This is a genomic window from Pseudomonas sp. S11P7 (assembly GCF_023195435.1).
GTDB classification, from domain to species: Bacteria; Pseudomonadota; Gammaproteobacteria; order Pseudomonadales; family Pseudomonadaceae; genus Aquipseudomonas; species Aquipseudomonas fluorescens_G.
On the sequence record NZ_JALPKS020000002.1, the window covers coordinates 2913975 to 2937778 of the forward strand.

Annotated in this window: 17 protein-coding genes; 15 read left to right on the forward strand and 2 right to left on the reverse strand. The window is 61.1% G+C overall.

The annotated features are described in order from the left end of the window. The first annotated feature begins 63 nt into the window (after positions 1-63). The 5 genes from M0746_RS13340 (at position 64) to M0746_RS29475 (ending at position 3476) form a co-directional block, all read left to right on the forward strand. Positions 64-357, forward strand: coding sequence for a putative quinol monooxygenase (locus M0746_RS13340; RefSeq protein WP_169430672.1), 294 nt, complete (start codon positions 64-66; stop codon positions 355-357). Between the two features lie 233 nt (positions 358-590). Further along, a complete protein-coding gene (locus M0746_RS13345; protein ID WP_258449509.1) occupies positions 591-992 on the forward strand; it encodes a cupin domain-containing protein in 402 nt (133 codons plus the stop codon). Between the two features lie 217 nt (positions 993-1209). Continuing rightward, a complete protein-coding gene (locus M0746_RS13350) occupies positions 1210-1923 on the forward strand; it encodes an ATPase (RefSeq protein ID WP_258449510.1) in 714 nt (237 codons plus the stop codon). Positions 1924-2346: 423 nt separating this feature from the next. Continuing rightward, positions 2347-3138 carry a hypothetical protein gene (locus M0746_RS13355; protein WP_258451481.1) on the forward strand — a complete coding sequence of 264 codons (792 nt, stop codon included), beginning with the start codon at positions 2347-2349 and terminating at the stop codon, positions 3136-3138. A gap of 86 nt (positions 3139-3224) precedes the next feature. Continuing rightward, positions 3225-3476 carry a delta-60 repeat domain-containing protein gene (locus M0746_RS29475; protein ID WP_446731271.1) on the forward strand — a complete coding sequence of 84 codons (252 nt, stop codon included), beginning with the start codon at positions 3225-3227 and terminating at the stop codon, positions 3474-3476. A gap of 59 nt (positions 3477-3535) precedes the next feature. On the opposite strand, the gene M0746_RS13360 is transcribed toward M0746_RS29475, so the two are convergent. Both M0746_RS13360 and M0746_RS13365 read right to left on the reverse strand, forming a co-directional pair. After that, complete coding sequence (locus tag M0746_RS13360; RefSeq protein ID WP_258449511.1) at positions 3536-8431, reverse strand: NAD-glutamate dehydrogenase; 4896 nt, start codon at positions 8429-8431, stop codon at positions 3536-3538. Positions 8432-8911: 480 nt separating this feature from the next. Next, a complete protein-coding gene (locus M0746_RS13365) occupies positions 8912-10306 on the reverse strand; it encodes a hypothetical protein (RefSeq protein WP_258449512.1) in 1395 nt (464 codons plus the stop codon). Positions 10307-10597: 291 nt separating this feature from the next. On the opposite strand from M0746_RS13365, the gene M0746_RS13370 reads away from it, so the two are divergent. From M0746_RS13370 to M0746_RS13415, 10 genes are all read left to right on the forward strand, one after another. Continuing rightward, complete coding sequence (locus M0746_RS13370; protein WP_258449513.1) at positions 10598-10951, forward strand: hypothetical protein; 354 nt, start codon at positions 10598-10600, stop codon at positions 10949-10951. A gap of 290 nt (positions 10952-11241) precedes the next feature. Then, a complete protein-coding gene (locus tag M0746_RS13375; protein ID WP_007913915.1) occupies positions 11242-12201 on the forward strand; it encodes an AAA family ATPase in 960 nt (319 codons plus the stop codon). Between the two features lie 5 nt (positions 12202-12206). After that, complete coding sequence (locus M0746_RS13380; RefSeq protein WP_258449514.1) at positions 12207-13151, forward strand: DUF58 domain-containing protein; 945 nt, start codon at positions 12207-12209, stop codon at positions 13149-13151. Next, on the forward strand, positions 13148-13645 hold the full coding sequence (locus M0746_RS13385; RefSeq protein WP_258449515.1) for a DUF4381 domain-containing protein: 498 nt from the start codon (positions 13148-13150) through the stop codon (positions 13643-13645). The genes M0746_RS13380 and M0746_RS13385 overlap by 4 nt, the downstream gene beginning before the upstream one ends. Beyond that, positions 13638-14717, forward strand: coding sequence for a vWA domain-containing protein (locus M0746_RS13390; RefSeq protein ID WP_258449516.1), 1080 nt, complete (start codon positions 13638-13640; stop codon positions 14715-14717). Before M0746_RS13385 ends, M0746_RS13390 begins: the two co-directional genes overlap by 8 nt. Further along, positions 14714-16453 carry a tetratricopeptide repeat protein gene (locus M0746_RS13395; protein WP_258449517.1) on the forward strand — a complete coding sequence of 580 codons (1740 nt, stop codon included), beginning with the start codon at positions 14714-14716 and terminating at the stop codon, positions 16451-16453. Before M0746_RS13390 ends, M0746_RS13395 begins: the two co-directional genes overlap by 4 nt. Next, the gene (locus tag M0746_RS13400) at positions 16450-18087 is read left to right on the forward strand and encodes a BatD family protein (protein ID WP_258449518.1); all 1638 of its coding nucleotides are present in this window, start codon (positions 16450-16452) and stop codon (positions 18085-18087) included. Before M0746_RS13395 ends, M0746_RS13400 begins: the two co-directional genes overlap by 4 nt. A 175-nt stretch (positions 18088-18262) precedes the next feature. Continuing rightward, positions 18263-19507 (forward strand): exonuclease SbcCD subunit D C-terminal domain-containing protein, encoded by a 1245-nt coding sequence (locus M0746_RS13405; RefSeq protein ID WP_258449519.1) that lies wholly within the window; start codon positions 18263-18265, stop codon positions 19505-19507. Further along, positions 19504-23145, forward strand: coding sequence for an AAA family ATPase (locus tag M0746_RS13410; protein WP_258449520.1), 3642 nt, complete (start codon positions 19504-19506; stop codon positions 23143-23145). The genes M0746_RS13405 and M0746_RS13410 overlap by 4 nt, the downstream gene beginning before the upstream one ends. Continuing rightward, positions 23142-23738: a glutathione S-transferase gene (locus tag M0746_RS13415; protein ID WP_258449521.1), complete on the forward strand. Its 597-nt coding sequence runs from the start codon at positions 23142-23144 to the stop codon at positions 23736-23738. The genes M0746_RS13410 and M0746_RS13415 overlap by 4 nt, the downstream gene beginning before the upstream one ends. The last annotated feature ends 66 nt before the right edge of the window (positions 23739-23804 follow it).

Consider the following 23804-nt stretch of genomic DNA (forward strand, 5'->3'; position numbering starts at 1 on the left):
TTCTGCACAGGCGTTATCCCTCAATGAGCAGGATTCGTCCGGCCTGATTCAGGAGTGTGAGCAATGTCCAACGAAGTGATCAACACCGTGCAGGTGCAGGCTGCCGCCGGCCGTTCGGAGGAACTGGGCAAGCAGTTGCAAAAAATCGTCGACACTCTGCGCGAAACCCCGGGCTGCGATTCCTATCTGGTCGACCGCTGCCCCGAGGACAGCCACCGCTGGACCGTCAGTGCGCGCTGGCAGTCGGAAGCGGCGATGCAGGCGCATTTCAACCGGCCCGAGGCCCAGGGGTTTATCGATCTGATCGATAGCCGCTTGGCCAATAGTGTGGATTTCAACAGTTTCCCGATCGTCTGATCCGGCCCCTTCGCGAGCAGGCTCGCTCCCACAAGCTTATGTGTTGTTCACAAAATATCTGAGCAACCTTGGACCTGTGGGAGCGAGCCTGCTCGCGAAGGCGTTTTGCGCCGCACCGAAAAACTGTCTGACACCAGCAATTGGTCACCCCATCTTCCCGAACATTGGCCGTTTGCACGCCACCTCCCGCGGATTACCGTGAAGCCACACCCCACCCTCACAGGTAACCCGCCATGAAAGCCCTGCCCCTGCTCGCCGCCGCCCTCGCCTTCAGCCTTTCGACCGCCGCCCTGGCCCATGATCCCTCGGAAAAAGTCACCGTACTGCAAGAGCAACTGCTGAAAAACGCCCCCGGCAAAAAAGCCATGATGATCGAGGTCGACTACCAGCCGGGACAGTCGTCCATCGCCCACAAACACGACGGCACGGCAATGGCCTATGTGCTGGAAGGCGAAGTGATTTCGCAAGTCAAAGGTGAACAACCGGTCACTTACAAGAAAGGTCAATTCTGGTACGAAGCGGCCGGCTCCGAACATCTGGTGTCGAAAAACGCCAGTCAGAGCAAACCAGCAAAGTTGTTGGTGTTCATGGTCCTGGCCCCGGATGAACCGGTGCTGATTCCGCTGAAAAACTGATGGCTGCACCACCAGCCATAAATAAACCGGCGCCAACCGTGTATTGGCGCTTTTTAATTTCCGCCAGTCATTACCCGCCATCGGTTACAGCAAATGAAACTAGCGACGCGCATTTGCCTCAGGCAATTGTCAGGTTGGCGGGTTTAGTCTGAATGTTCCGTCGTCAATGACGACACTCAGAACCTACCGACCGCTGTTGTCTCACGGGAGTAACACCATGAACCGTGCGTTAGTCAGTGCCCTTGTGTTATCGCTTTTAGCCGTGTCCGCCTGCTCGGTGCCCACCGCGCCGCAAGCGGTTTCATCCCTCGACACGCTTTTGCCCCACCCGACCGGGCGCAGCAGTGCCACTTGGGTCAAAAGCGGCCCCGGCGTGTCCCTTGGCGTGATCTACAGCCCAAGCACCCAGACCAACCGCCAATACCTGCGCGACTATCAAGCCAACGCCGGTACCGGTTTCGGCCAGAGCCTGCTGGTGCAATCGATCCATGATGCCTACGTCGCCAGCTCGAAACCGGACATGGCGGTGGAATGGGTCAACGCCTCCCTGCAAAGCCAGTTCGGCACAGTAACGGTCTATCCGGACATGCAAAGCCTGCGCGCTGCCAGGCCGGATGTGGTCGCGATCGTCGACACCCACAGCCAGTTGATCACCTCGCGCAGCTCCGACATCAAGGCCAATGTCAGTGCCGATTTTTATGATGCGCAACTGAATTACATCGGCACGGCGAAAGGCTCCGAGGCCAGAGAGCTGACACCGGTGTGGGCGGATTTCAAACGTTCGGAGGAGATTGTTGCCGATATCAATCAGCAGCAGGACGTGCAGGTTCGGGCGTTGCAGGAATTTGATAAATCGTTGAGCAATTTGGTCGCTCGGCCGGCAGAGACGGTGTCGATGCTCGAGAATAAACAGGTTCCGAAGGTGCATTGAATCAAATGGCGCTATCGCGAGCAGGCTCACTCCTACAATTGGAATGCGTACCCTTTGTAGGAGTGAGCCTGCTCGCGATAGCGCTGGATCCAGACACCAGAAAATCCTCAGGCATAAAATGCCTCGGCATCTTGTTTTAAATCTCTATCAGACACGTTGATCGACTCGCAAAGTAGTTAGCTCAAACCACTTTGATTACCGTGCTCAACCACGCAATTCGCTGCCTGTCTACTGTCAGGTCTTACAGTAGACAGCCTCCCATGCCCGACTCCTAATGAATCGCCGCTCTGCGAAGTCTTCCATGCCAGAGCGCTAACTTCTGGAGCGTGCAATGAAAACTGAACAGTACAAAGCGGGAGAACTTGATCTCAAATATGGCGACAACGGCGCCGTTTATTTCCCGAAGCTGACTATCTTTTTGGCATAACGACGGATCGCGATGACAATACCTATGTCGCGGGAAGGACCCACGACAATAAGTTTTATGTGGCGCGTGTTACCCGCGACGGGAAGCTGGATATCGGATTTGGCGGCGTCGGCTACGTCATTGGCGTGTTTCTTGATGACCATAAATCCCAGGCATTCACGGTGTCCGTTGACTCACAGAATCGGGTGTTGATCACTGGTGATTTGTACGGGGGCGACAGGATCTGCGCGGCTCGCTTTATGCCAGATGGCAATCTGGACGAGACATTTGCTGACAGAGGCAGAGCAGCCATTCCTCCCCCCTCCGACAGTCCCACACCAGAACCGTCCGAAAATGCGCAAGCGGGTTCACAATCAAACGCGGTGACGGTATTTAGCGACGGATCCATCGTTATCTTCTGGAAGTACTTCGGCGTCACTTATCTCATACGACTCACAAAAGATGGAGTGCTGGATCGGACCTTCAATAATGGTGGTTATGTGAAAGTCTCCTATAAGGACTTTGTTCTGTACCCAAGCGCAATGACGGTTCTTGAAGGAGAGCGGCTTATTACTGGCAGCTTTGCGAATATCCGCCCTTTAAAGCATGGACTGCTGGCAGCGTACGACTTCAGTGGACAACTCGACCATACCTTTGCAAAGGGCGGTTATCTGCTGCTAGAAGAACCGGCTGATAAAGGCTCGGAAATATGGAATCTGCAACAAGCGCAAGGCCAGCACATATGGGCGATAGGAAGAACTACTGCGCCCCCTTCGGCTCAGGATTACCGCCCACTCGTGGTTTTCTGACAAGACTGAACAAGGAGGGGCATATCGACACAACGTTTAACCTGGGCATGCCAGTGCTAACCCAAGTGGACGATGAGGAGTGGATAATGGGCGCGGTACAGAGCGACGGAAAAATTGTTTTGGCTGGCTCACAACACCATGGGCGTGGCGGCATGCTGGGGCGTTACAACACAGATGGAAGCCTCGACGCTGCCTTTGGCGAAAAGGGCTTCAGGTTTTTCCCTAGCGGGGGTGAAGCCAGACTGGTAACACTGCAACAGGACGGTAGCATCCTTGCTGGCGGTTCTGTCTCCCCGGATGGTCATCGGGTCGCAGTACTTTTGCGTTATCACAAATAGTTTTGATAAAAAAAACCCCGGCGTCTCACGACACCGGGGCTTTTTCATTCAACCGCTACTTACGCCAGTTCCAGCGCGGCATTCGCAGCAGCCACAGGCACGATCGTCTGCCCGCTCAATGCCAGATCCAGCAGTTCGCGGTTGGCGACGGCATACATGGCGTAGTCCGTGCCGCTCGCGGCGCGGATTTCCACCAGCATGGCGCGCCAGCGCGAGATCATGCTTTCGTGCTGTTCCATCCACAGCGCCAGGCGTGTATCCACGTCCTGGGTGCCGTCGCCCTGTTGCAGGACGGAGATGGTGATCGCACGTTGCTGCCAGTCGACATCGTCTCGGAACGCTTCACGGGCCAGGGCCTGCCAGTTGTTTTCAACCGGCAGCGCGCTGATCTGTTGCAGGTACCAGGTGATGTCCAGCGCCGAACCCACGGCGAAGTAGGCCTTGGCTACTTCAGCAGGGTTCTGCCCGGTGACGTCGGACGCCTCGATGATCGGCAGCAGCGTGTACAGGTGCGAAGTACCCGCAACCATACGTGCCAGCAACTCCGGTACACCGGCGGCGACGTAAGCCTGATAGCGCGCCTGCCAGTTTTCGCGGATTTCGCCGCTCAGCAGTTCGTCGAGTTTCAGACCCAGTTCTTTCAGATGCGGACCGAAGTGCGCGACGTCCCGGGCAGCGTTCTGCTCGTTGCGACGGGCACGCAGGAACCAGCGCGTGGCGCGGCGACCCAGACGCATCAACTCGTCCATCAGCTCCAGTTGCACGTCAGCGGAGACCTGATAGTCCAGCGCTTCGATCTGACGGAACCAGTGCGGGAGGTGGAAAATGTCGCGCACGATCACATAAGCGCCGGCCACGTTCGCCGGGCTCATGCCGGTCGACTCTTTGAGTCGTTGAACGAAGGTGATGCCCATGTGGTTGACCAGATCGTTGGCGATCTGGGTGCTGACGATTTCGCGCTTCAGACGGTGACGGCGCATGGCTTCGGAGAACTTGCTGACCAGGGTCGGCGGGAACGCCGTTTCCATGTCGCGGGTCAGGTAATCATCGTCCGGTACCTGCGAGCCCAGCAGTTGCTCCTTAAGGTCGATCTTGCTGTAGGAAATCAGCACCGACAGCTCTGGACGGGTCAGACCGTGGCCTTCAGCGATACGTTCGGCCAGTTGCTCTTCGGTCGGCAGGAACTCGATGGCGCGGTCCAGCTTGCCGCGGCCTTCCAGATCGCTCATCAGACGCTTGTACTCAGCGATGCGTGCATACGCACGACGCGCCGCCAGGGACAGGGCCTGAGTCTGCTTGTAGTTGTTGCCCAGCACCAGATTGCCGACTTCGTCGGTCATGCTCGCCAGCAACTGGTTGCGTTGCTTGTCGGTCATGTCACCGGCCTGAACCACTTCGTTCAGCAGGATCTTGATGTTCACTTCGTGGTCGGAGCAGTCCACGCCACCGGCGTTGTCGATGAAGTCGGTGTTGGAACCGCCGCCATTGAGGCCGAATTCGACACGACCCAGTTGGGTCATGCCGAGGTTACCGCCCTCGCCCACGACCTTGCAGCGCAGTTCGTTGCCGTTGACGCGCAGTGCATCGTTGGCCTTGTCGCCGACGTCGGCATGGCTTTCGGTGCTGGCCTTGACGTACGTGCCGATACCGCCGTTCCACAACAGATCCACCGGGGCCTTGAGCAAGGCATTGAGCAGTTCGGTCGGGGTCAGCTTGTCGGCCTTGATGTCGAAGCGTTCTTGCATCTGCGGGCTGATCGCGATGCTCTTCGCGCTGCGCGAGAAGATCCCGCCACCTTCAGACATGATGCTGGTGTCGTAGTCGGTCCAGGCCGAACGCGGCAGGTCGAACAGACGCTGACGCTCGACGAAGCTGGTCGCCGGATTCGGATTCGGATCGATGAAGATGTGCATGTGGTTGAAGGCCGCGACCAGTTGCAGCTTGTCGGACATCAACAGGCCGTTACCGAACACGTCACCGGCCATGTCGCCAACGCCGACCACGGTGATGCTGTCTTCCTGAACATTGATACCGCGCTCGCGGAAGTGGCGCTGTACGCCGACCCACGCGCCTTTGGCGGTAATGCCCATTTTCTTGTGGTCGTAACCAGCCGAACCACCGGACGCAAACGCATCGCCCAGCCAGAAGCCGTAATCGATGGCGATGCCGTTGGCGATGTCGGAGAAGGTTGCAGTGCCCTTGTCCGCTGCCACTACCAGGTACGGGTCATCGTCGTCATGACGTACGACGTTGGCCGGCGGTACCAGCGCGCCGTCCTTCAGGTTGTCGGTGATGTCCAACAGGCCCGAAATGAAGATGCGGTAGCAGGCGATGCCTTCGGCCGCGATCTCGTCACGGCTGCCGCCCAGTGGCAGACGACGCGGCAGGAAGCCGCCCTTCGCGCCCACCGGTACGATGACCGAGTTCTTCACTTGCTGGGCTTTTACCAGACCAAGGACTTCGGTACGGAAGTCTTCTTCACGGTCGGACCAGCGCAGGCCACCACGAGCGACATTACCGAAGCGCAAGTGCACGCCTTCAACGCGTGGCGAGTAGACGAAGATTTCGAACTTCGGCACCGGCTTCGGCAGTTCAGGAATCGCGTGCGGGTTGAACTTGAAGCTGAAGTACGACTTGTTCTGGCCGTTGGCGTCAGTCTGATAGAAGTTGGTCCGCAGCGTGGCTTTGATCAGGTCCAGGTAACGGCGCAGGATGCGGTCTTCATTGAGCACCTGGACGTCGTCCAGTGCGGTCAGAATCGCTTGTTCCAGACGCAGTTGCTTGTCTTCCAGATCATCGTCGCTGAGCTTGCGCGCCAGATAGAAGCGGGTTTTGAACAACCGGGTCAGTTCGCGAGCGATGTCAGTGTGGTTGTTCAGGGTGCTGGCGATGTAGCCCAGATCGAAGCCCAGACGAATCTGCTTCAGGTAACGCGCATAGGCACGCAGCAGCGCAACGTCGCGCCATGGCAGGCCGGCAGTCAGCACCAGACGGTTGAACGCATCGTTTTCGGCGTCGCCGCTGACGATGTGGACAAAGGCATCCTGCAGGGTGTCGTTGAGTTGCTGGATGTCGAGGTCCAGGCCTTCAGCGGCGGTGAACGCAAAGTCGTGAATCCAGAACTCGCGGCCATTGGTGTGACGCAGACGGTACGGGAATTCACCGAGCACGCGCAGGCCAAGGTTTTCGAGGATCGGCAATACGTCGGACAGCGCCAGCGGCGTGTCGGCGTGATACAGCTTGCAATGCAGCTCGCGCTGACCGGAAACCTGGCCCAGCGGCTGATAGAAGCTCATCACCAGCGGATTTTTTTCGTTGAGGCTCAGCAGGTGCTGCATGTCGACCACGGCCGAATGCGCAGCGAAACGCTCGCGGTAGCCGGCCGGGAAGCCTTTCGGGAAATCCGCCAGCACGTTGGTGCCGTGGGCTTCGCCGAAGCTTTCGACGGTCAGTGCGGCGTAATCGTCCTGCCAGCTGCGGCAGGCCTGAACCACTTCTTTTTCCAGCAGCACCGGATCGATGTCGAGACGGTTTTTCGGGTCGACCCGCAGAATCAACTGCACGCGCGCCAGTACCGACTCGGAGAAGAACGTCCAGAATTCGCAGTCGGAAGCCTTCAGGCGCTCCATCAGCACTTGCTGGATCTTCTGGCGAACTTCGGTGGAATAGATGTCGCGCGGCACGTAGGCCAGGCAATAGCAGAAACGACCGTACGGGTCTTTGCGCAGGAACACGCGGATCTTGTTGCGTTCCTGGATCTGCACGATCGACATCACCGTGGTGAAGAGTTCGTCGACCGGGGTCTGGAACAGATCATCACGCGGCAGCACTTCGAGTACCTGCGCCAGTTCCTTGCCCAGGTGAGCCTTGGACTGGAAGCCGGAGCGACGCTCGATTTCTTCGACCTTGCGGCGAATGAACGGGATGACCCGCACGCTCTCGCCATACACCGAGGAGGTGTACAAGCCCATGAAGCGGTGTTCCTTGATGACCTTGCCGTCGGCGTCGATTTCGCGGATCGACACATAGTCAGGGTACGCCGGACGGTGCACGCGGCTCGGGTGCGCGGCCTTGGCGAACGACAGCGGCGTCGGTTCACGCAGGTAGGCTACGGCGTAGTCTTCGATGCGCAGGTCTTCGTAGGTCAGGCCGGTGCGCAGCAGTTTGGTCAGGCCGAGGAAGGAATTCTGGTCATACTCGATGTGGCCGCCGTCGGCCTGATCGGTAACCACGAACTCTTCGTAGCCGAGGAAGGTGAAGTGGTTGCCCACCAGCCATTCCAGGAAGCTTTTGATTTCGTTCTTTTCATCGGCGTCGATGGCGAATGCACTGCCGTCGAGCTTGCCGAGAATTTCCTGAACCTTGGCTTTCATCGGTTCGAAATCAGCGACCGCGACGCGGACTTCACCGAGAACCTGTTCCAGCTCTTTGCTCAGCACGTTCAGCTCGGCCGCGTTGGCGCAGCGGTCGATTTCCAGGTACATCAGCGATTCGTGCAGCACGTCTTCGCCGGTGCTGCCTTTTGGCAGGATTTCCAGCAGCTCGCCCTTGCTGCCACGGCGTACGCTGAGTACGGTGGTTTGCAGGGTGTGGATGCTGTAGCCGCGGCGGTTCAGCTCGGTGCGGACCGAGTCGACCAGAAATGGCAGGTCGTGGTGCAGGACTTCGACCGCGGTGTGGGTCGACTGCCAGCCGTGGCGTTCGTAATCAGGGTTGTAGACGCGCACTTGCGGTTGCGCGTGATCGAAGCGCTCAAGCAGGCGCCATGCGGAAAGAGTACAGCCAGCGAGGTCGGAGAGACGACGTTGAGTCAGCTCGTCCAGAGAAATGATGCCGAAGAATTGTTCAGCGAACAGCGCCACTTGTGGCAGTGCCTGTTCACTGATGTGCTGCGCCAGTGCCGCTTGCAGTTGGTGCTGGAAGTCGGCTTTGCTGGCTGCGGTGAAGAACGCCATCTGTGGTACTCCGCTTAAGCTTGTTATTGATGGAAAGCGTCGCGTGCAACACCCCTTTCGGGGCCTGTGTCGCCCTGTTCCTGATTCTCGGGCAGAGGAAACAGGGTGACAGGTGGGTGAAGCTGGACGAGACCCTCAGGTCACATTCACCTTCCATTGGATGGGCAGCTGCAAAAGCGACTGTCCTGACTGCCGACAATGCCTTTACGGGTGCCCATCCGATGCGCAGCTTAAAGGGTGCGACAATGTGTCTGCTTGCGGTGCTGCGACATATTCGGTCATCGGCACGTAAAGCAAGGCGTTGGCACCGGTAAACACTAGCAGTCGTTACGAAAGAACGCGCACTCGAAGCCCGGCTTTACGGCACATTCGTTCCACAAACCGTCGCGCCGCTGCTACATATCCGGAAACGAAAACGCCCAGGGTCGTGGTATCGACCCTGGGCGTGGCAGGCGGTTCAGCGCGGGTGCTTGATGCGGATCAGTCTGGCAGCGCTTCAAACGCTTTGAATTGGCTCACTGTGGCGCAGTCGTAACACATCACCTGCAACGTCACTTTGTCCATGCTGGCGTCGATGTTGCTGGAGTCGCACTCGCGGCAGAACAACTGAATCTGACCGATCAGATCGCTGCCGAACGCCGCGCCGGAGAAGAACTGCGGCACCAGCTCATCGCGCCAGTACATGCCCGGCGACTTGGAAAACCCTGCGCCGCTGTCCTTGAGCACGACGTCATACAACAACCGCTGCAACGCCGACTGCGCTACCCGAGAATCGCGGTGAGCGTTTTTGCGCCAGTTGCGGGCCAGCGCATCCTGCGCCGTACCGAGCATGTTGCGCGGAATCGTGTTGGAGGCGTGGCTGCGCCCCTTGGAATTGCCAGTGGCGTAAAAGTGCGCGGCGTTACGCACCGCCAGCCGGGCGAAGTAATACAGTTGGCTGACCGAGAAATCCTGCAGCAACTGGTCGACGACGGCTTCGGCCCGCGCCTCAGCGGTGAACGCAAAACTCACTTCGTTGGCCAGAACATGGATGTAGCGGATCGATTCCTCTCGGGCCAGTTTGAAGATCAAGCCGTAGAGCTCGCTCTTCCAGGCCGTTTGAACGTCGCCGGACAACTCCTGATACAGCGCCAGATACAAATGCTCTCGCGAACTGCGCCCGACGCCGTCCAGGGTGACATTGGCCAACCAGCGCACCGCCTGATAATCGCTGATGGCCAACGCATTGGCGCGATCAAAAGCGCGGATATCCGAATCCGTAGCGACGGCCAGCACGCCCGCCTCATGAAGACTCTTCAACCAGTCTTCACAGGCATCGTCGGAGAACGCCAGGGCTTCGCCTCTGCACGGCGACGCCAGGGGCGCAATCGACTCGGCATGCCGCCCTTCGCCATCGTCAAGCAACGCCAACAGCACAAGCTTCTGTGTGAAACCCAACTCGGCGTAAGGCACTGCGGCACAAGGTGCACCATGACGTGCCTCAAGTTCGAGGCGATCACGCTGAGCCTGAGCCGCCAATTGCTGCTGTCTAACCTTGAAGCATTCCTTGCACGTACAAGGGCTACGGCGCCCATGAGCATCCGCTGCAAAATATCGATGGTCGCAACGTACACATCTGAACGGATGGCGCAGCGACATCGGCGTGCCTCTGGCGTGACGACGCACCCACATGGGCAGATCGCAGTAGGGACAGGCGAGATCCTGACTGACGATGGGTGGCAGCACCTTGAGCAGACTGCGGACCGTCTCGGGAATTTTGTACTCGGCCATGAGTACGGCGGTTTTTTCACCGGCGAGATAACGCTGGTACATCGTCTCGATTTGTTCATCAGACAGGTGGCCGATTTCTTCGGCGCGCTGGAAATATTGAGTCACGAAAAGAGCTCCTTTTTTGAGTTCCGGATGCGCACTCCATTGCGTTCTGGCAGCAAACTAAGGGCAATTTGGCGCGCAAAACAAGCGAAAACTCGTAAAAACCGGCCTTTTCCTCGACAAAACCAATCGCCTATAGGGCCGCCGGAAACTTCCTCGCTGAAAAGCACAGTCGACTGAAGGATTTATCCTCTTTTTTGAGCGCTTACGACATAAGCAGGCGGCGCAAATGCACAGAGACTGGCAAAATCCCTTTTTGATCACCCAAGCGCCCTCGCCGGGCAGGAATTCCCCATGCAAATGACCACCGCCCTGCTCATCGTCAACCCGTGCGATGACGAAGAAGACAACATGGCCATGCTTTGCTGCCACAGCGACAAGGGCGAGATGTTTCTGATGAGCCGCTACCCGGACGAGGATGAGCTGGAGATCACGCTGGATGGCGAGCCTTCTACTCTCGACGGGGTCAAGGTCACCTTGAGTGCGAGTCTGTTGAAGATCGAGATTGCTGCGGCAGATGCCGATGCGTTGAACGGGGATGATGTGCTGGAGATCAGCTTCAATCCGGATATGGTGGACATGGATGAGGTGGTCGAGACCCTCAAGAACATCCTTGATGGCACTGGCACGTTCATCAACGAAGTTTGAACCGCTTGGGTTGGCCCCATCGCTGGCAAGCCAGCTCCCACAGTGATCGATGTGTTGCACAAATCGCATGCACAACGCAGAAACCTGTGGGAGCTGGCTTGCCAGCGATGGGGCCGGAACTGTCCCCTCAGCACTCCCCCGCTACAAAATCCCTACAAATCCCCCAATCATTTCCCGCACTTTGCGCAAAATGCCGTTAGTCGCCCACCCCCCGCGATGGATTAAAGTAACGCCCCCAGCCACGGCGTTATCGATCGCCCGTGGCCACCCCTTTGCAGGAACCGTCACCGATGGAACATCGTGAAGCGCTGCTGGCGCTGCGAACCTTTCTTTCAACGCAGATTCTCGGCCAGGAAAAACTCATCGAGCGTTTGCTCATCGCCCTGCTCGCCGACGGCCACATGCTGGTCGAGGGCGCGCCGGGGCTGGCCAAGACCAAAGCGATCAAAGAACTCGCCGAGGGCATCGAAGCCCAGTTCCATCGCATTCAATTTACCCCTGACCTGTTGCCAGCGGACATCACCGGCACCGAGATCTATCGCCCGGAAACCGGCAGCTTCGTGTTCCAGCAAGGGCCGATCTTCCACAACCTGGTGCTGGCGGACGAAATCAACCGGGCCCCGGCCAAGGTGCAATCGGCCCTGCTCGAAGCGATGGCCGAGCGTCAGGTCAGCGTCGGGCGCAGCACCTATGAGCTGTCGCCGCTGTTTCTGGTGATGGCCACGCAGAACCCGATCGAGCAGGAAGGCACCTATCCGCTGCCGGAAGCGCAGCTCGACCGTTTTCTCATGCACGTCAAGATCGGTTTCCCGGACGCCGCCGTCGAGCGGCGCATTCTGCAACAGGCCCGTGGCGAAGCGCTGAATGGCGAAACCAAACCCGAACGTCGCGTCAGCCAGCAGGCGATCTTCGCCGCGCGCAAGGAAATCCTTGGCTTGTACATGGCCGACGCCGTGGAGGAATACCTGGTGCAATTGGTCATGGCCACGCGCAACCCGGCCAAGTTCGACCCGGAGATGGCCGAGTGGATTGCCTACGGCGCCAGCCCGCGCGGTTCGATTGCGCTGGACCGCTGCGCCCGCGCTCACGCCTGGCTGGCCGGTCGTGATTTCGTCAGCCCGGAAGACATTCAGGCCGTACTGTTCGACGTGTTGCGCCATCGCATCATTCTGTCGTTTGAAGCTGAAGCCGCGGGCATCGATCAGGACCGCGTGGTGCAGCGGATTCTCGACGTCGTCGCCGTCGCTTGACCCCCATGAACGCCGCCCTGCCCGACGAATCCGCGATCCGCATCAACCTCACCGAGTTGATCGAGATGCGTCACCGCGTGCGCGAGGTGCAGCTGTTTTCCACGCCGAGTCAGCGCAGCCCGCTGATCGGCCTGCATCACTCGAAATTCCGCGGGCGCGGCGTCGACTTCGATCAGGTGCGGGTCTACCAGGCCGGCGACGATGTGCGCACCATCGACTGGCGCGTGACGGCGCGCACCCAGGAACCGCACACCAAGCTGTTCCACGAAGAGCGCGAACGGCCGATCTTCATCATGGTCGAGCAAAGCACGCGGCTGTTTTTCGGCTCCGGGCTGATGTTCAAGTCGGTGCTGGCGGCACAAGTGGCCGCGCTGATTGGCTGGGCCGCGCTGGGTCACAACGACCGCGTTGGCGGATTGGTATTCGGCGATAACGAGCATTACGAAATCAAGCCGCGACGCAGCAAGCAAAGCCTGCTGCAATTGCTCAATCGGCTGGTCAAGGTCAATCAGTCGCTGCACAGCGAGCGCGAGCCGGATCGTGACGCCTTGGGCGTAGCCCTGCGCCGTGCACGCGAAGTCCTGCGCCCGGGCAGTCTGGTGATCGTGATCTGCGATGAGCGCGCGTTGTCCGACAGTGCCGAGCAGCAACTGAGCCTGCTGTCGCGGCATTGCGACCTGTTGCTGCTGCCGCTGTCCGACCCGCTCGACCACGCCCTGCCCGCCGCCGGGCTTTTGCGCTTCGCCCAGAAAGGCGCGCAACTGGAACTCGACACCTTGAATTTCGAGCTGCGCCAGACCTATCGCGCCCAGGCCGAGGCGCGCATCGCGCGCTGGGAATTGCTCGCGCAGAAACTGCGGGTGCTATTGATGCCACTGAGCACGCAGAGCGAAATGGTCGAGCAGATGCGCGAATTCCTCAACCCGCAGCGGCCGGGGACTGGTCGATGAACGGCCTCGAACAACTGCAACCGCTGATCTCTCCGCCGCCAATCGGCTTCTGGCCACCGGCGCCGGGCTGGTGGCTGTTACTGCTGCTATTGCCGCTGCTCGGTTTCGCCGTGTGGAAGGTGCGTCATTTCATTCCGGTGAGAAAACGCCCGGTGGTACGCGCCGAACAGCCGCTCGACCCGGTGCGCATCGCCGCCCTCGCGGAACTCGCGCAAATGCCCAAGCCCTATGACGGCGCGCCGGCCGGTGCCTGGCTGCAGCAGCTCAATGGCCTGCTCAAACGCCTGTGTCGCAACCACTATCCGTACAGCCAGAGCCACACCCTCAACGGGCGTAAATGGCTGGCGTTCCTCGACAACCGTTGCCCGGCGGCGGGCCTGACACGCTGGATGGTGCTGGTCGAAGGCGCCTACAAGCCGGAATGCAAACTCGACGACAAAGCCATCGCCGGCCTGACCCAAGCGGTAGAAACGTGGATTCGCAAACATGTTTGAATTCGCCTGGCCGTGGATCTTCGTACTGTTGCCGCTGCCGTGGCTGATGCGGGTGCTGCTGCCGGTGGCCGACAGCGGCGAGCCGGCGCTCAAAGTCAGTTTTCTCGCCGACCTCGAAGGCCTCGCCCGCCGCCGCGCCCGGGCCAACCTGCCGGCGTGGCGGCAACAGGCGCCGTTCATGCTGTTGTGGTTGTTGCTGCTGGTCGCCGCCGCGCGCCCGCAATGGCTCGGCGAGCCGCTGCCGATTGCTGCCAGTGGTCGCGATTTGCTGGTGGCGGTGGACGTGTCCGGTTCGATGGACTTTCCCGACATGCAGTGGCAGGACGAAGAAGTCAGCCGCCTGTCGCTGGTCCAGCACTTGCTTGGCGACTTTCTGGAAAGCCGTGAGGGCGACCGGGTCGGTCTGATCCTGTTCGGCAGCCAGGCCTATCTGCAAGCGCCGCTGACCTTCGACCGGCGCACCGTGCGCATCTGGCTCGACGAGGCGCGGATCGGCATCGCCGGCAAGAACACCGCGATTGGCGATGCGATCGGTCTGGCGCTGAAACGCCTGCGCCTGCGCCCGGCACAAAGCCGCGTATTGATCCTGGTGACTGACGGCGCCAACAACGGCGGCGAAATCGATCCGCTGACGGCCGCCCGGCTCGCCGCCAGCGAAGGCGTGAAGATCTACCCGATCGGCATCGGCGCCAACCCCGAAGACAGCGGTTCCACCGGCCTGCTCGGCGTCAATCCGAGCCTGGACCTCGACGAGCCGGCGCTCAAAGCCATCGCCGACGTCACCGGCGGGCAATACTTCCGCGCCCACGATGGCCTCGAGCTGCAAACCATCAAAGACACCCTCGACCAGCTCGAGCCGGTGACCCAGCAACCGACCCAGGCGCGCCCGGCCCAGGCCTTGTATCACTGGCCGCTGGCACTGGCGCTGTGGTTGAGCCTGTTATTGGTCGCGCGCGAACTGTGGCCTGACAATCCGCTGCAACGCCTGCTCAACAAGGAACTCAATCTGCAAAGTCCGTTGCCTGACTGGCGCGAGCGGCTCAAGCGCTTGCGTCTGCGGAGGCGTCGATGATCGCGCTCTGGCCGCATTGGTTCCGCCCGTGGTGGCTGCTGTTGTTGCCGCTGCTGGGCTGGATGATCTGGCAGCTCTGGCACCGGCAGAAACGCGCCGGGCGCTGGCAGATGATTCTGCCGCCAGCCTTCCACGCCGCCCTGCTCAGTGGCGGCAATGGCCGCGACAGCAAGCTGCCGTGGGTAGCCCTCGGCGTGGCGTGGTTGCTGACGATCCTGGCGTTGCTCGGGCCGAGCTGGGAGCGCGTCGAACAGACCAGCCAGAAACCGGCCGACCCGCTGGTTGTGGTGCTGGAACTGACCGCGGAAATGCTCGCCACCGACTCGCCTCCGACGCGTCTGGAGCAGGCCCGGCGCAAGCTCTTTGACCTGTTGCAGGCGCGCAGCGATGCGCAGACCGCCATCGTCGTCTATGCCGGCAGCGCCCACACGCTGGTGCCGCTGTCGGATGATCTGGCGACCAGCCGCAACCTGCTCGATGCGCTGAAACCGTCGTTGATGCCACAAAGCGGCCATCGCGCTGATCTGGCTGTCAGCAAAGCCTTGGCCTTGCTGGAACAGGGTGCACTGGGCCAGGGACGGATTCTGCTGATCGGCTCGTCGCTTGATGAGCAAGAACGCGACGGTATTCGTCGTGCCTTGCGCGGGCAATCGGCGCAACTGCTGATGCTCGGCATCGGCACCGCTGAAGGTGCGCCGATCGCTCAAGAGGACGGCAGTTTCCTCAAGGACGAACAAGGCGCGATTCGCATTCCGCAACTCGACAGCCCCGGTCTGGCGGCGTTCCTCGACAGTGTCGGTGGCGAATACCACGCCGCACGGCTGGACGAAGGCGACCTCGGCGCACTCGGCCTGCTCAACGGCCCGCGCAGTCTGCGCGACGACGGCCAGACCGTGCGCCTCGACACCTGGGCCGATCAGGGCTACTGGCTGCTGCTGCCGCTGTTGTTGCTCGCCGCGTGCGCCGGGCGTCGCGGCTGGCTGTTCTGCCTGCCGTTGATGCTATGCCTGCCACAACCGAGCTACGCTTTTGACTTTGAGGATTTGTGGCTACGCCCGGATCAACAAGGCCTGCACCTGCTCAAACAGAAGCGCCCGGCCGAAGCCGCGCAACATTTCGAAGATCACCAGTGGCAAGGGGTGGCGTTGTACGAGGCCGGCGACTACAGTGGCGCCGCCCAGCGCTTCGCCGAAGGCAGCGATGCCCGCGCCCACTACAATCGTGGCAATGCCTTGGCGAAAAGCGGCGAGCTGGAAGCGGCGATCGACGCCTATGAACAGGCGCTGGAACTGCAAGCGGATCTGCGTCCGGCACAGACCAACAAGGCGCTGGTGGAAAATCTGCTCAAGCAGAAAAACGCCCCGCCGCCGGTTGAACCCGAGAGCAAGCCGAGCGAACAGCCCAGCCTGCCCGGCGACGAATCTCCGCCCGCCAGCGCTCCGCCTCCCGCAGCCAGCAATGACAGCCCGAGCGAGGCGCAAGCAGGCGAGTCGGCCAGCGAACCGCCGCCGACCACGCCGCCGCAGCCCGGCCCCAACGAAGTGCCGGGCAGTAACGAGGCCGAAGAAACCGACACCGTGCCAACGCTGCGCCCGAGCGAGAACAATCTCGAAGGCGAGCAGCGGCAGGCACTGGAACAATGGCTGGGCAAGATCCCGGACGATCCGGGGGAACTGCTGCGGCGCAAGTTCTGGTACGAACAGCAGCAACATCAGGATCAGGAAAACATTCGATGACCCGCTTCACCGCTCTCTTGCTGCCCCTGCTGCTCTGCACGGCCACCGCCCAGGCGGCCGAGCTGACCGCCAGTGTGGATCGCAGTCGCCTGAACTCCGGCGAGACGGTCGAGCTCACCCTCGAAACGGATGACGTCACCCAGTTCGGTAAACCCGATCTGACTGCGCTGGAACCGCTGTTCGAGGTGCGCGGCACGCGCCAGGTCAACCAGTTGAATACCCTCAACGGTGCCAACCGCGCGACCACCCGCTGGATCATCACCCTGCTGCCGAAAGAGAACGGCAGCGTGGTGATTCCGCCGCTGCAACTGGGCGAGGCGCAGAGCCAGCCGATCACCGTGCAAGTCATCGAAAGCGACACCCGCAAAAGCGAAAACAGCCTCGACCCGGTGTTCATCGAAGCCAGCCTCGATCAGTCCAGCGTCTATGTGCAGGCCCAGGCGATTCTGACGCTGCGCATCTATCATTCGGTGTCGCTGTACGACGACAGCAGCCTGACCCCGCTGCACATCGCCGACGCGCGCATTGAACAACTGGGCGACACGCGCACCTACGAGAAAGACCTCAACGGTGTGCGCCACGGGGTGATCGAGATGCGCTACGCGATTTATCCGCAGCACAGCGGTTTGCTGACCATCGCCCCGCAAACGTTCAGCGCCACGCTGGTCGACACGCAGCCGTCTCAGGACACAAATGCTCAGGGGCCGAAACCGGGCAAACTGATGCGCGTCAGCTCCGCGGAAATTCCGCTGACGGTAAAACCCAAACCACTGACCTACCCGGTCGACGCACCCTGGCTGCCCGCCCGTAGCCTGAGCCTGAGCGAAAGCTGGAACCCCGAGCCCGAACACACCCAGGTCGGCGACTCACTGACGCGCAGCCTGACCCTGAAAGTCGAAGGCCTCGCCAGCTCGCAATTACCCCCCCTGCCCGCCACCGAGGTCGCCGGCCTGCGCCGCTACCCCGACCAACCGGTGCTGAACAACCAGAGCAGCGAACGCGGCCTCATCGGCAGCCGCGAAGAACGCGAAGCGCTGGTGCCCAATCGCAGCGGCGCAATCGACCTGCCGACCGTCGATGTGGTCTGGTGGAACACCTTCGAAGACCACCTCGAACACAGCAGCCTGCCTGCGCGTACCTTGCAAGTGGCGAACAACCCGAGCCTGCAAATCGACACCCCGGCCGGCACCCTGCAACCGAGCAGCGTCGACAACGACGTGTTGTGGTGGTGGAAACTCAGCACCCTGATCCTCGCCTGCACCACCCTCCTCGGCTTCGGACTGTGGTGGCGCGCCCGCTGGCAACCGGCAATCCACCGCGCCGCCCAGACCGGCCCGAGCCCGCGCACCTTGATGGACGACATCAAACGGGCGAGTGAGGCCAACGATCCGCAAGCCACGCGGCAGGCACTGGATGCGTGGGCGCGTCAGCAGCCAGAGACACTGGCGGACATGGCGGCGCGGTTTGTGCCGCTGTCGGATGCGCTGGATGGGTTGAATGGCGCGCTGTACAGCGAGACCGGCCAGCACTGGCAGGGAGAGGATTTGTGGCGGGCGATCCGCACGATACCGCCGGCGGAGCGGGTGCAGGATCCGGTGGGTGACAGTGGGTTGCCGCCGCTTTATCCGAAGTGACTGCGCTCCGCGTATTCCGTGGCTATGGTGGCGAGGCTTTGTTGATCCGCCTCGCGCCAACGCTGTAGCGCTGATCGCCACGACAAGCCCTGCCCCGACATTAATCTGTAAACTCTCTTTCTTTTGCCGCCGTCATTTTCCAGCGGCCTTCACCTGATTTTTAGCGGAGTCCACCTTGCGTCTGTTCCACACCTCCGACTGGCACCTTGGGCAAAACCTGCACGGCCAGGAGCGCGACTTCGAGCATGCGTGCTTTCTCGAATGGCTGCTGCGCCAATTGCAACTGGCGCAGCCGGATGTGCTGCTGATCGCCGGGGATATCTTCGACACGGTCAACCCGCCGGTCAAAGCCCAGGAACGCCTCTACGATTTCATCGTCAGCGCCCACGAACAGCAGCCGTTGCTGACCATCGTGATGATCGCCGGCAACCATGATTCCGGCTCGCGCATCGAGCTGCCGGCGCCGTTGATGCGGCGTTTGCGCACCCATGCGCTGGGTCGGGTGCTGTGGCTGGATGACGGGCAACTGGATGCCGAACGGCTGCTGCTGCCGTTGCCGGATAAAACCGGTGAAATCGCCGCATGGTGCCTGGCGCTGCCGTTCCTGCGTCCCGCTGAAGTCACCGGTGCGCATTTGGGCGACAACTATTTGCGCGGCATCGGTCAGGTGCATGAATGGCTGATCGAAGCGGCCAACGCCAAGCGCCAGCCGGGTCAGGCGCTGATCGCCATCAGCCACGCGCACATGGCCGGCGGTTCGGTGTCGGAGGATTCCGAGCGCAGCCTGATCATCGGCAACGCCGAAGCCCTGCCCGCCAGCCTGTTCGGCGCGAGCATCAGCTACGTCGCCCTCGGCCATTTGCACAAGCCGCAGAAGGTCAACGGCGAGGAGCGGATTCGCTACAGCGGCTCGCCGATTCCGCTGTCGTTCTCGGAGATCGGTTATCAGCACCAGGTTCTCGATGTCATCCTCGACGGTGAAACCTTGGTCAGCGTCGAGCCGAAACTGATCCCGCGCTCGGTCAATCTGCAGCGCATCGGTCCGGCGCCGCTGGCCGAGATTCTCCTGCAACTGGCGGATCTGCCGAACATCGACCTGCTCGCCGAAACCCAGCGTCAGCCGTGGCTGGAAGTGCGTGTGCGCCTTGACGAGCCGCAGCCGGATTTGCGTCATCAAGTGGAAACCGCGCTGCAAGGCAAAGCCGTGCGTTTGGTGCGCATCGCCGCTGAATACGCCGGTAACCGAGGCGCTGACGGCGGCGAGGACGGCAGCGCGCTGATCGAACTCGACCAGCTCACCCCGCAGGAATTGTTCAGCCGCGCCTGGCTCGACAACTATGGCAGCGAGGTCGACGAACAGACTCTCAAGGACTTCGCCGAACTGCTGCAGGACGTACAAATGGAGGGCGAGCAGCCATGAAGATTCTCGCCATTCGTTTGAAGAACCTGGCCTCGCTGGCCGGTCCGTTCGAAATCGATTTCACCGCCGAACCGCTGGCCAGCGCTGGCTTGTTTGCGATCACCGGCCCGACCGGCGCCGGCAAAAGCACGCTGCTCGATGCCTTGTGCCTGGCGCTGTTCGGTGCGGTGCCGCGCCTCAACAACACTGGCCGCGACGCCAAAGTCCCCGATGCCGACGGCGAAATCGCCACCGGCGACCCGCGTACGCTGTTGCGTCGCGGCACCGGCGAAGGCTATGCCGAGGTGGATTTTGTCGGTGTTGACGGTCGACGCTATCGCGCGCGCTGGGAAGCCAATCGTGCGCGCGAGAAGGCCGGCGGCAAGTTGCAGGCCAGTCGGCAAAGCCTGCGCGATATCGATCAGGATCAGTTGCTCGCCAGCCAGAAAGGCGAGTACAAAACCCAGCTCGAAGCCGCGCTGGGCCTGAACTTCGAGCAGTTCACCCGCGCCGTGTTGCTGGCGCAGAGTGAGTTCAGCGCGTTCCTCAAGGCGGACGACAACGATCGCAGCGAATTGCTGGAAAAACTCACCGACACCGCGCTGTATACGCGCCTCGGTCGCCGCGCCTTTGACAAGACCAAAGAGGCCCGCGAAGCGCACAAGTTGTTGCAGGATCAGGCCAGCGGCGTTACTCCGCTCGCCCCTGAAGCCCGCGCCGAGCTGGACGCGCGTTGCAGCGCCGCGCAGCAACAAATGAAGCTGCAACAGGCGCAGCTCAAACAACTTGAGCAGCAGCACGGCTGGCTCAAGGATCTGCGCCTGTTGCAGGATTCGCAGCAAGCCGCCACCGAGCAATTGCACAGCGCGCAGCAGCAATGGCAAGCGCTGGCCGGTGAGCGGGTCAAGCTGAGCCAACTCGAGCAACTGGCCCCGCAACGGCACCAGTTCGCCCGCAAGACCGAACTTGATGCACTGCTCACGCCGTTGGCCGTGCAGATCGCCGCGCACACGCAACAACACGCCAAGTTGAGCGAGCGCCAGACGCAACTGGAGCAAACGCTTGAGACGGCGAAAGCCACCCTGAGCCAGGCGCAACAACGGCAAAGCGAGAACGCGCCGCTGTTGCGTCAGGCCTTTGAAGAACAAAGCACCCTCGCCCGTCTGGTCAAGGACGTCGCGCAAAGTTCCGAGGCCAGACTCGCGGCGCAGCAGGCCTGCACCGACGGCCAGCAGGCCATTCAGACTTTGCAGGAGAAGCAGGCCGAGGCCGCCGAACGTTTGCAGCGCATCGCCAGCGAGCTGGAGCAAAGCGCCCATCTGGCGCCGCTGAGCGACGCCTGGAATGCCTACCGCGATCGCCTGCAACAGCTGATGCTGATCGGCAATCGTTTGAACAAGGGCCAGACGGAACTGGCCAGCCTCGAAGACAACGCCGCCCGCAGCGCAGATGCCCTGACCGCGCAAAAGCAGCAACTCGAAGTGCTGTTCAAGGAGGCTGGCGCCGAGCCCGATGCGGTTGCCGAACAGATCGGCCTGCTCGGCACGTTGCTGCAGGACAACCGCAAACAGTTGCGCGCCTTCGAAGATCTGTCGCGTCTGTGGGCCAGCCAACAGGACCTCGACCAGCGCAGCAGCGAACTGCAACAACGCCTGCTCAGCGCCCAGCAGCAGCGCGAGCAACTGACTCAGGACGGGGTGAAAAGCAAAGCCGAGCTGACCGTCGCCGAGCAGACCCTCAACGTCACCCGCGAGCTGCTTGAGCGCCAGCGTCTGGCGCGCAGTGCCAGTGTCGAAGAGTTGCGCGCACAGCTGCAGGACGACCAGCCGTGCCCGGTCTGTGGCAGCAACGAGCATCCGTATCATCAGCCCGAAGCGTTGCTGCAAAGCCTTGGTCGTCACGATGAAAGCGAACAGGCCAACGCCCAGCGGATGGTCGATCAGCTCAAGGAAAAACTCATCGAGTTGCGCGCCGAAGTCGGCGGCGTTATCGCGCAACAGAAAGAACTGCTGCAGCAGCAGGAGCAGCTGGCAGCGCAGCAACAAGCCTTGGCGCCAAGCCTCGAGGCGCATCCGCTGGCAGCACAATTGTTCAATCAGGACGCGGCCAAACGCGACGCCTGGCTGACCCGGCAAAACGAGCAACTGAACCAGAGCATCAGCCAGGACGAGCAGCGCCAGAGCGCCCTGCTCACCCTGCAACAGGACGCCGCGCGCCTGACTCAACAACTGCGCCAGGCCGAAACCGCGCATCAGCAAGCCGCGCAACAATTGAGCAATCAGCAGCGCGAACTGAGCAGCGACCGTCAGCGTCTCGACGAAGAGCTCGCCGCGTTCGCCAGCCTGCTTCCCGCCGACACCCTCCAAGCCCTGCGTCAGGAACCGGCCGCGACCTTCATGCAGCTCGACCGGCAGATCGCCGAGCGTCTGGCTCAGCTCGATCAGTACAAGGAAGAACAGGCCGAACAACTGCAGCGCCAGCAGACGCTGGAGAAGGAACAGGACCGCCAGCAGACCCGCGCGCAGCAGTTACACAGCGCCGAAGCGCAACTCAACGGTTTGACCGAGCAGCAGCAGGCTTGCCAACAAAAACTCGCGCAACTGCTTGGCGAACACCGCAGCGCCGAGCAATGGCAGCAGCAACTCGAACAGGCGGTTGAACAGGCGCGCGGCAGCGAAGCCAGTACCGCGCATGAACTGCAAAGTGTGCGTACGCAACTCGTGCAGATCACCGCTGAATTGAGGGCGCAGCAGGAACGACAGCAAGCGCTGCACAGCGAAGATCAGGACCTGTGCGGCAAGCTTGCCGACTGGCGGGGCCGTCATCCGGAGCTGGATGACCAGGGTCTCGAAGCACTGCTGCAGGTCGACGACACGCAACTCAGCGAACTGCGCCAGCGTTTGCAGCACAACGAGAAGGCCATCGAACAGGCTCAGGTGTTGTTGCAGGAACGCGACCAGCGTCTGCTCGATCATCAGGCACAACACAACGGCAATCTCGATGCCGAACAACTGGCCAGCGCCCTCGCCGACCTGCAGAACCAGTTTGCCGTCAGTGAGCAGCAATGCGCCGAACTGCGCGCCGAACAAGTCGAAGACCAGCGCCGGCAGAACGCCAATCAGGCACTGGCGCAGCAGATCGCCGACGCTTACGCCGAATATCAGCGCTGGGCGCGCCTCAGTGCGCTGATCGGCTCGGCCACCGGCGACACTTTCCGCAAGATCGCCCAGGCCTACAATCTTGATCTGCTGGTGCATCACGCCAACGTGCAGTTGCGTCAACTGGTCAAACGCTATCGCCTCAAACGCGGCGGCAGCATGCTCGGCCTGCTGGTGCTGGACACGGAAATGGGCGATGAACTGCGCTCGGTGCATTCGTTGTCCGGCGGCGAGACGTTCCTGGTGTCGCTGGCGCTGGCATTGGGGCTGGCGTCGATGGCCTCGAGCACGCTGAAAATCGAATCGCTGTTTATCGACGAAGGCTTTGGCAGCCTCGATCCGGAATCCCTGCAACTGGCGATGGACGCCCTCGACGGCTTGCAGGCGCAGGGCCGCAAGGTCGCGGTGATCTCCCATGTGCAGGAAATGCACGAGCGCATTCCGGTGCAGATTCAGGTGCAGCGCCAAGGCAATGGTTTGAGCACCCTGGAGGTGAAATGAACACGTTGTATTCCTTCCGCCGCTGCCCGTATGCGATGCGTGCGCGGATGACCTTGCATTACTCAGGCGTGCCGGTGGAGATCGTTGAGGTCAGCCTCAAGGACAAACCGGCCGAGATGCTCGCGCTCTCGCCCAAAGGCACGGTGCCGGTGCTCAATGCCAACGGCCGGGTGATCGATGAAAGCCTGGCGATCATGCGCTGGGCCCTGGAGCAGCATGATCCGGACGACTGGCGCCTGAAGAGCGATCCCGGCGCGCAGCTCGTCGCCGATATGCTGATCGAGACCAACGACACGCAGTTCAAGACGTCACTGAATCACTACAAGTACGCCGAGCGCTACCCGGAAAAACCGATGGAGGTCTATCGCATGGAATGCGAAATGATCGTCCATTCGCTGGACCTGATGCTGGCGGATCAGGACTACTTGCTGGGTGATCAGCTCAGCCTCGCCGACGTCGCCCTGCTGCCGTTCATTCGCCAGTTCGCCCATGTCGATCGCGAGTGGTTCGCGCAGACGCCGTATGTGGCGTTACAGGGATGGTTGCAGCGGTTGCTCGAGTCCGAACTGTTCACGTCGATCATGAAGAAGTAGCTCGAAGTTAGATCGGACGCCGAGCGTCCGGGGCTGCATTCCTTTGCTGCGCGTAGGAACGATCAT

Bases quoted from the DNA above. Each gene is read 5' to 3' on its own strand.
- M0746_RS13340 (WP_169430672.1), top strand. From the start codon at position 64: ATGTCCAACGAAGTGATCAACACCGTGCAGGTGCAGGCTGCCGCCGGC.
- M0746_RS13345 (WP_258449509.1), top strand. From the start codon at position 591: ATGAAAGCCCTGCCCCTGCTCGCCGCCGCCCTCGCCTTCAGCCTTTCG.
- M0746_RS13350 (WP_258449510.1), top strand. From the start codon at position 1,210: ATGAACCGTGCGTTAGTCAGTGCCCTTGTGTTATCGCTTTTAGCCGTG.
- M0746_RS29475 (WP_446731271.1), top strand. From the start codon at position 3,225: ATGGGCGCGGTACAGAGCGACGGAAAAATTGTTTTGGCTGGCTCACAA.
- M0746_RS13360 (WP_258449511.1), bottom strand. From the start codon at position 8,431: ATGGCGTTCTTCACCGCAGCCAGCAAAGCCGACTTCCAGCACCAACTG.
- M0746_RS13370 (WP_258449513.1), top strand. From the start codon at position 10,598: ATGCAAATGACCACCGCCCTGCTCATCGTCAACCCGTGCGATGACGAA.
- M0746_RS13375 (WP_007913915.1), top strand. From the start codon at position 11,242: ATGGAACATCGTGAAGCGCTGCTGGCGCTGCGAACCTTTCTTTCAACG.
- M0746_RS13380 (WP_258449514.1), top strand. From the start codon at position 12,207: ATGAACGCCGCCCTGCCCGACGAATCCGCGATCCGCATCAACCTCACC.
- M0746_RS13385 (WP_258449515.1), top strand. From the start codon at position 13,148: ATGAACGGCCTCGAACAACTGCAACCGCTGATCTCTCCGCCGCCAATC.
- M0746_RS13390 (WP_258449516.1), top strand. From the start codon at position 13,638: ATGTTTGAATTCGCCTGGCCGTGGATCTTCGTACTGTTGCCGCTGCCG.
- M0746_RS13395 (WP_258449517.1), top strand. From the start codon at position 14,714: ATGATCGCGCTCTGGCCGCATTGGTTCCGCCCGTGGTGGCTGCTGTTG.
- M0746_RS13400 (WP_258449518.1), top strand. From the start codon at position 16,450: ATGACCCGCTTCACCGCTCTCTTGCTGCCCCTGCTGCTCTGCACGGCC.
- M0746_RS13410 (WP_258449520.1), top strand. From the start codon at position 19,504: ATGAAGATTCTCGCCATTCGTTTGAAGAACCTGGCCTCGCTGGCCGGT.
- M0746_RS13415 (WP_258449521.1), top strand. From the start codon at position 23,142: ATGAACACGTTGTATTCCTTCCGCCGCTGCCCGTATGCGATGCGTGCG.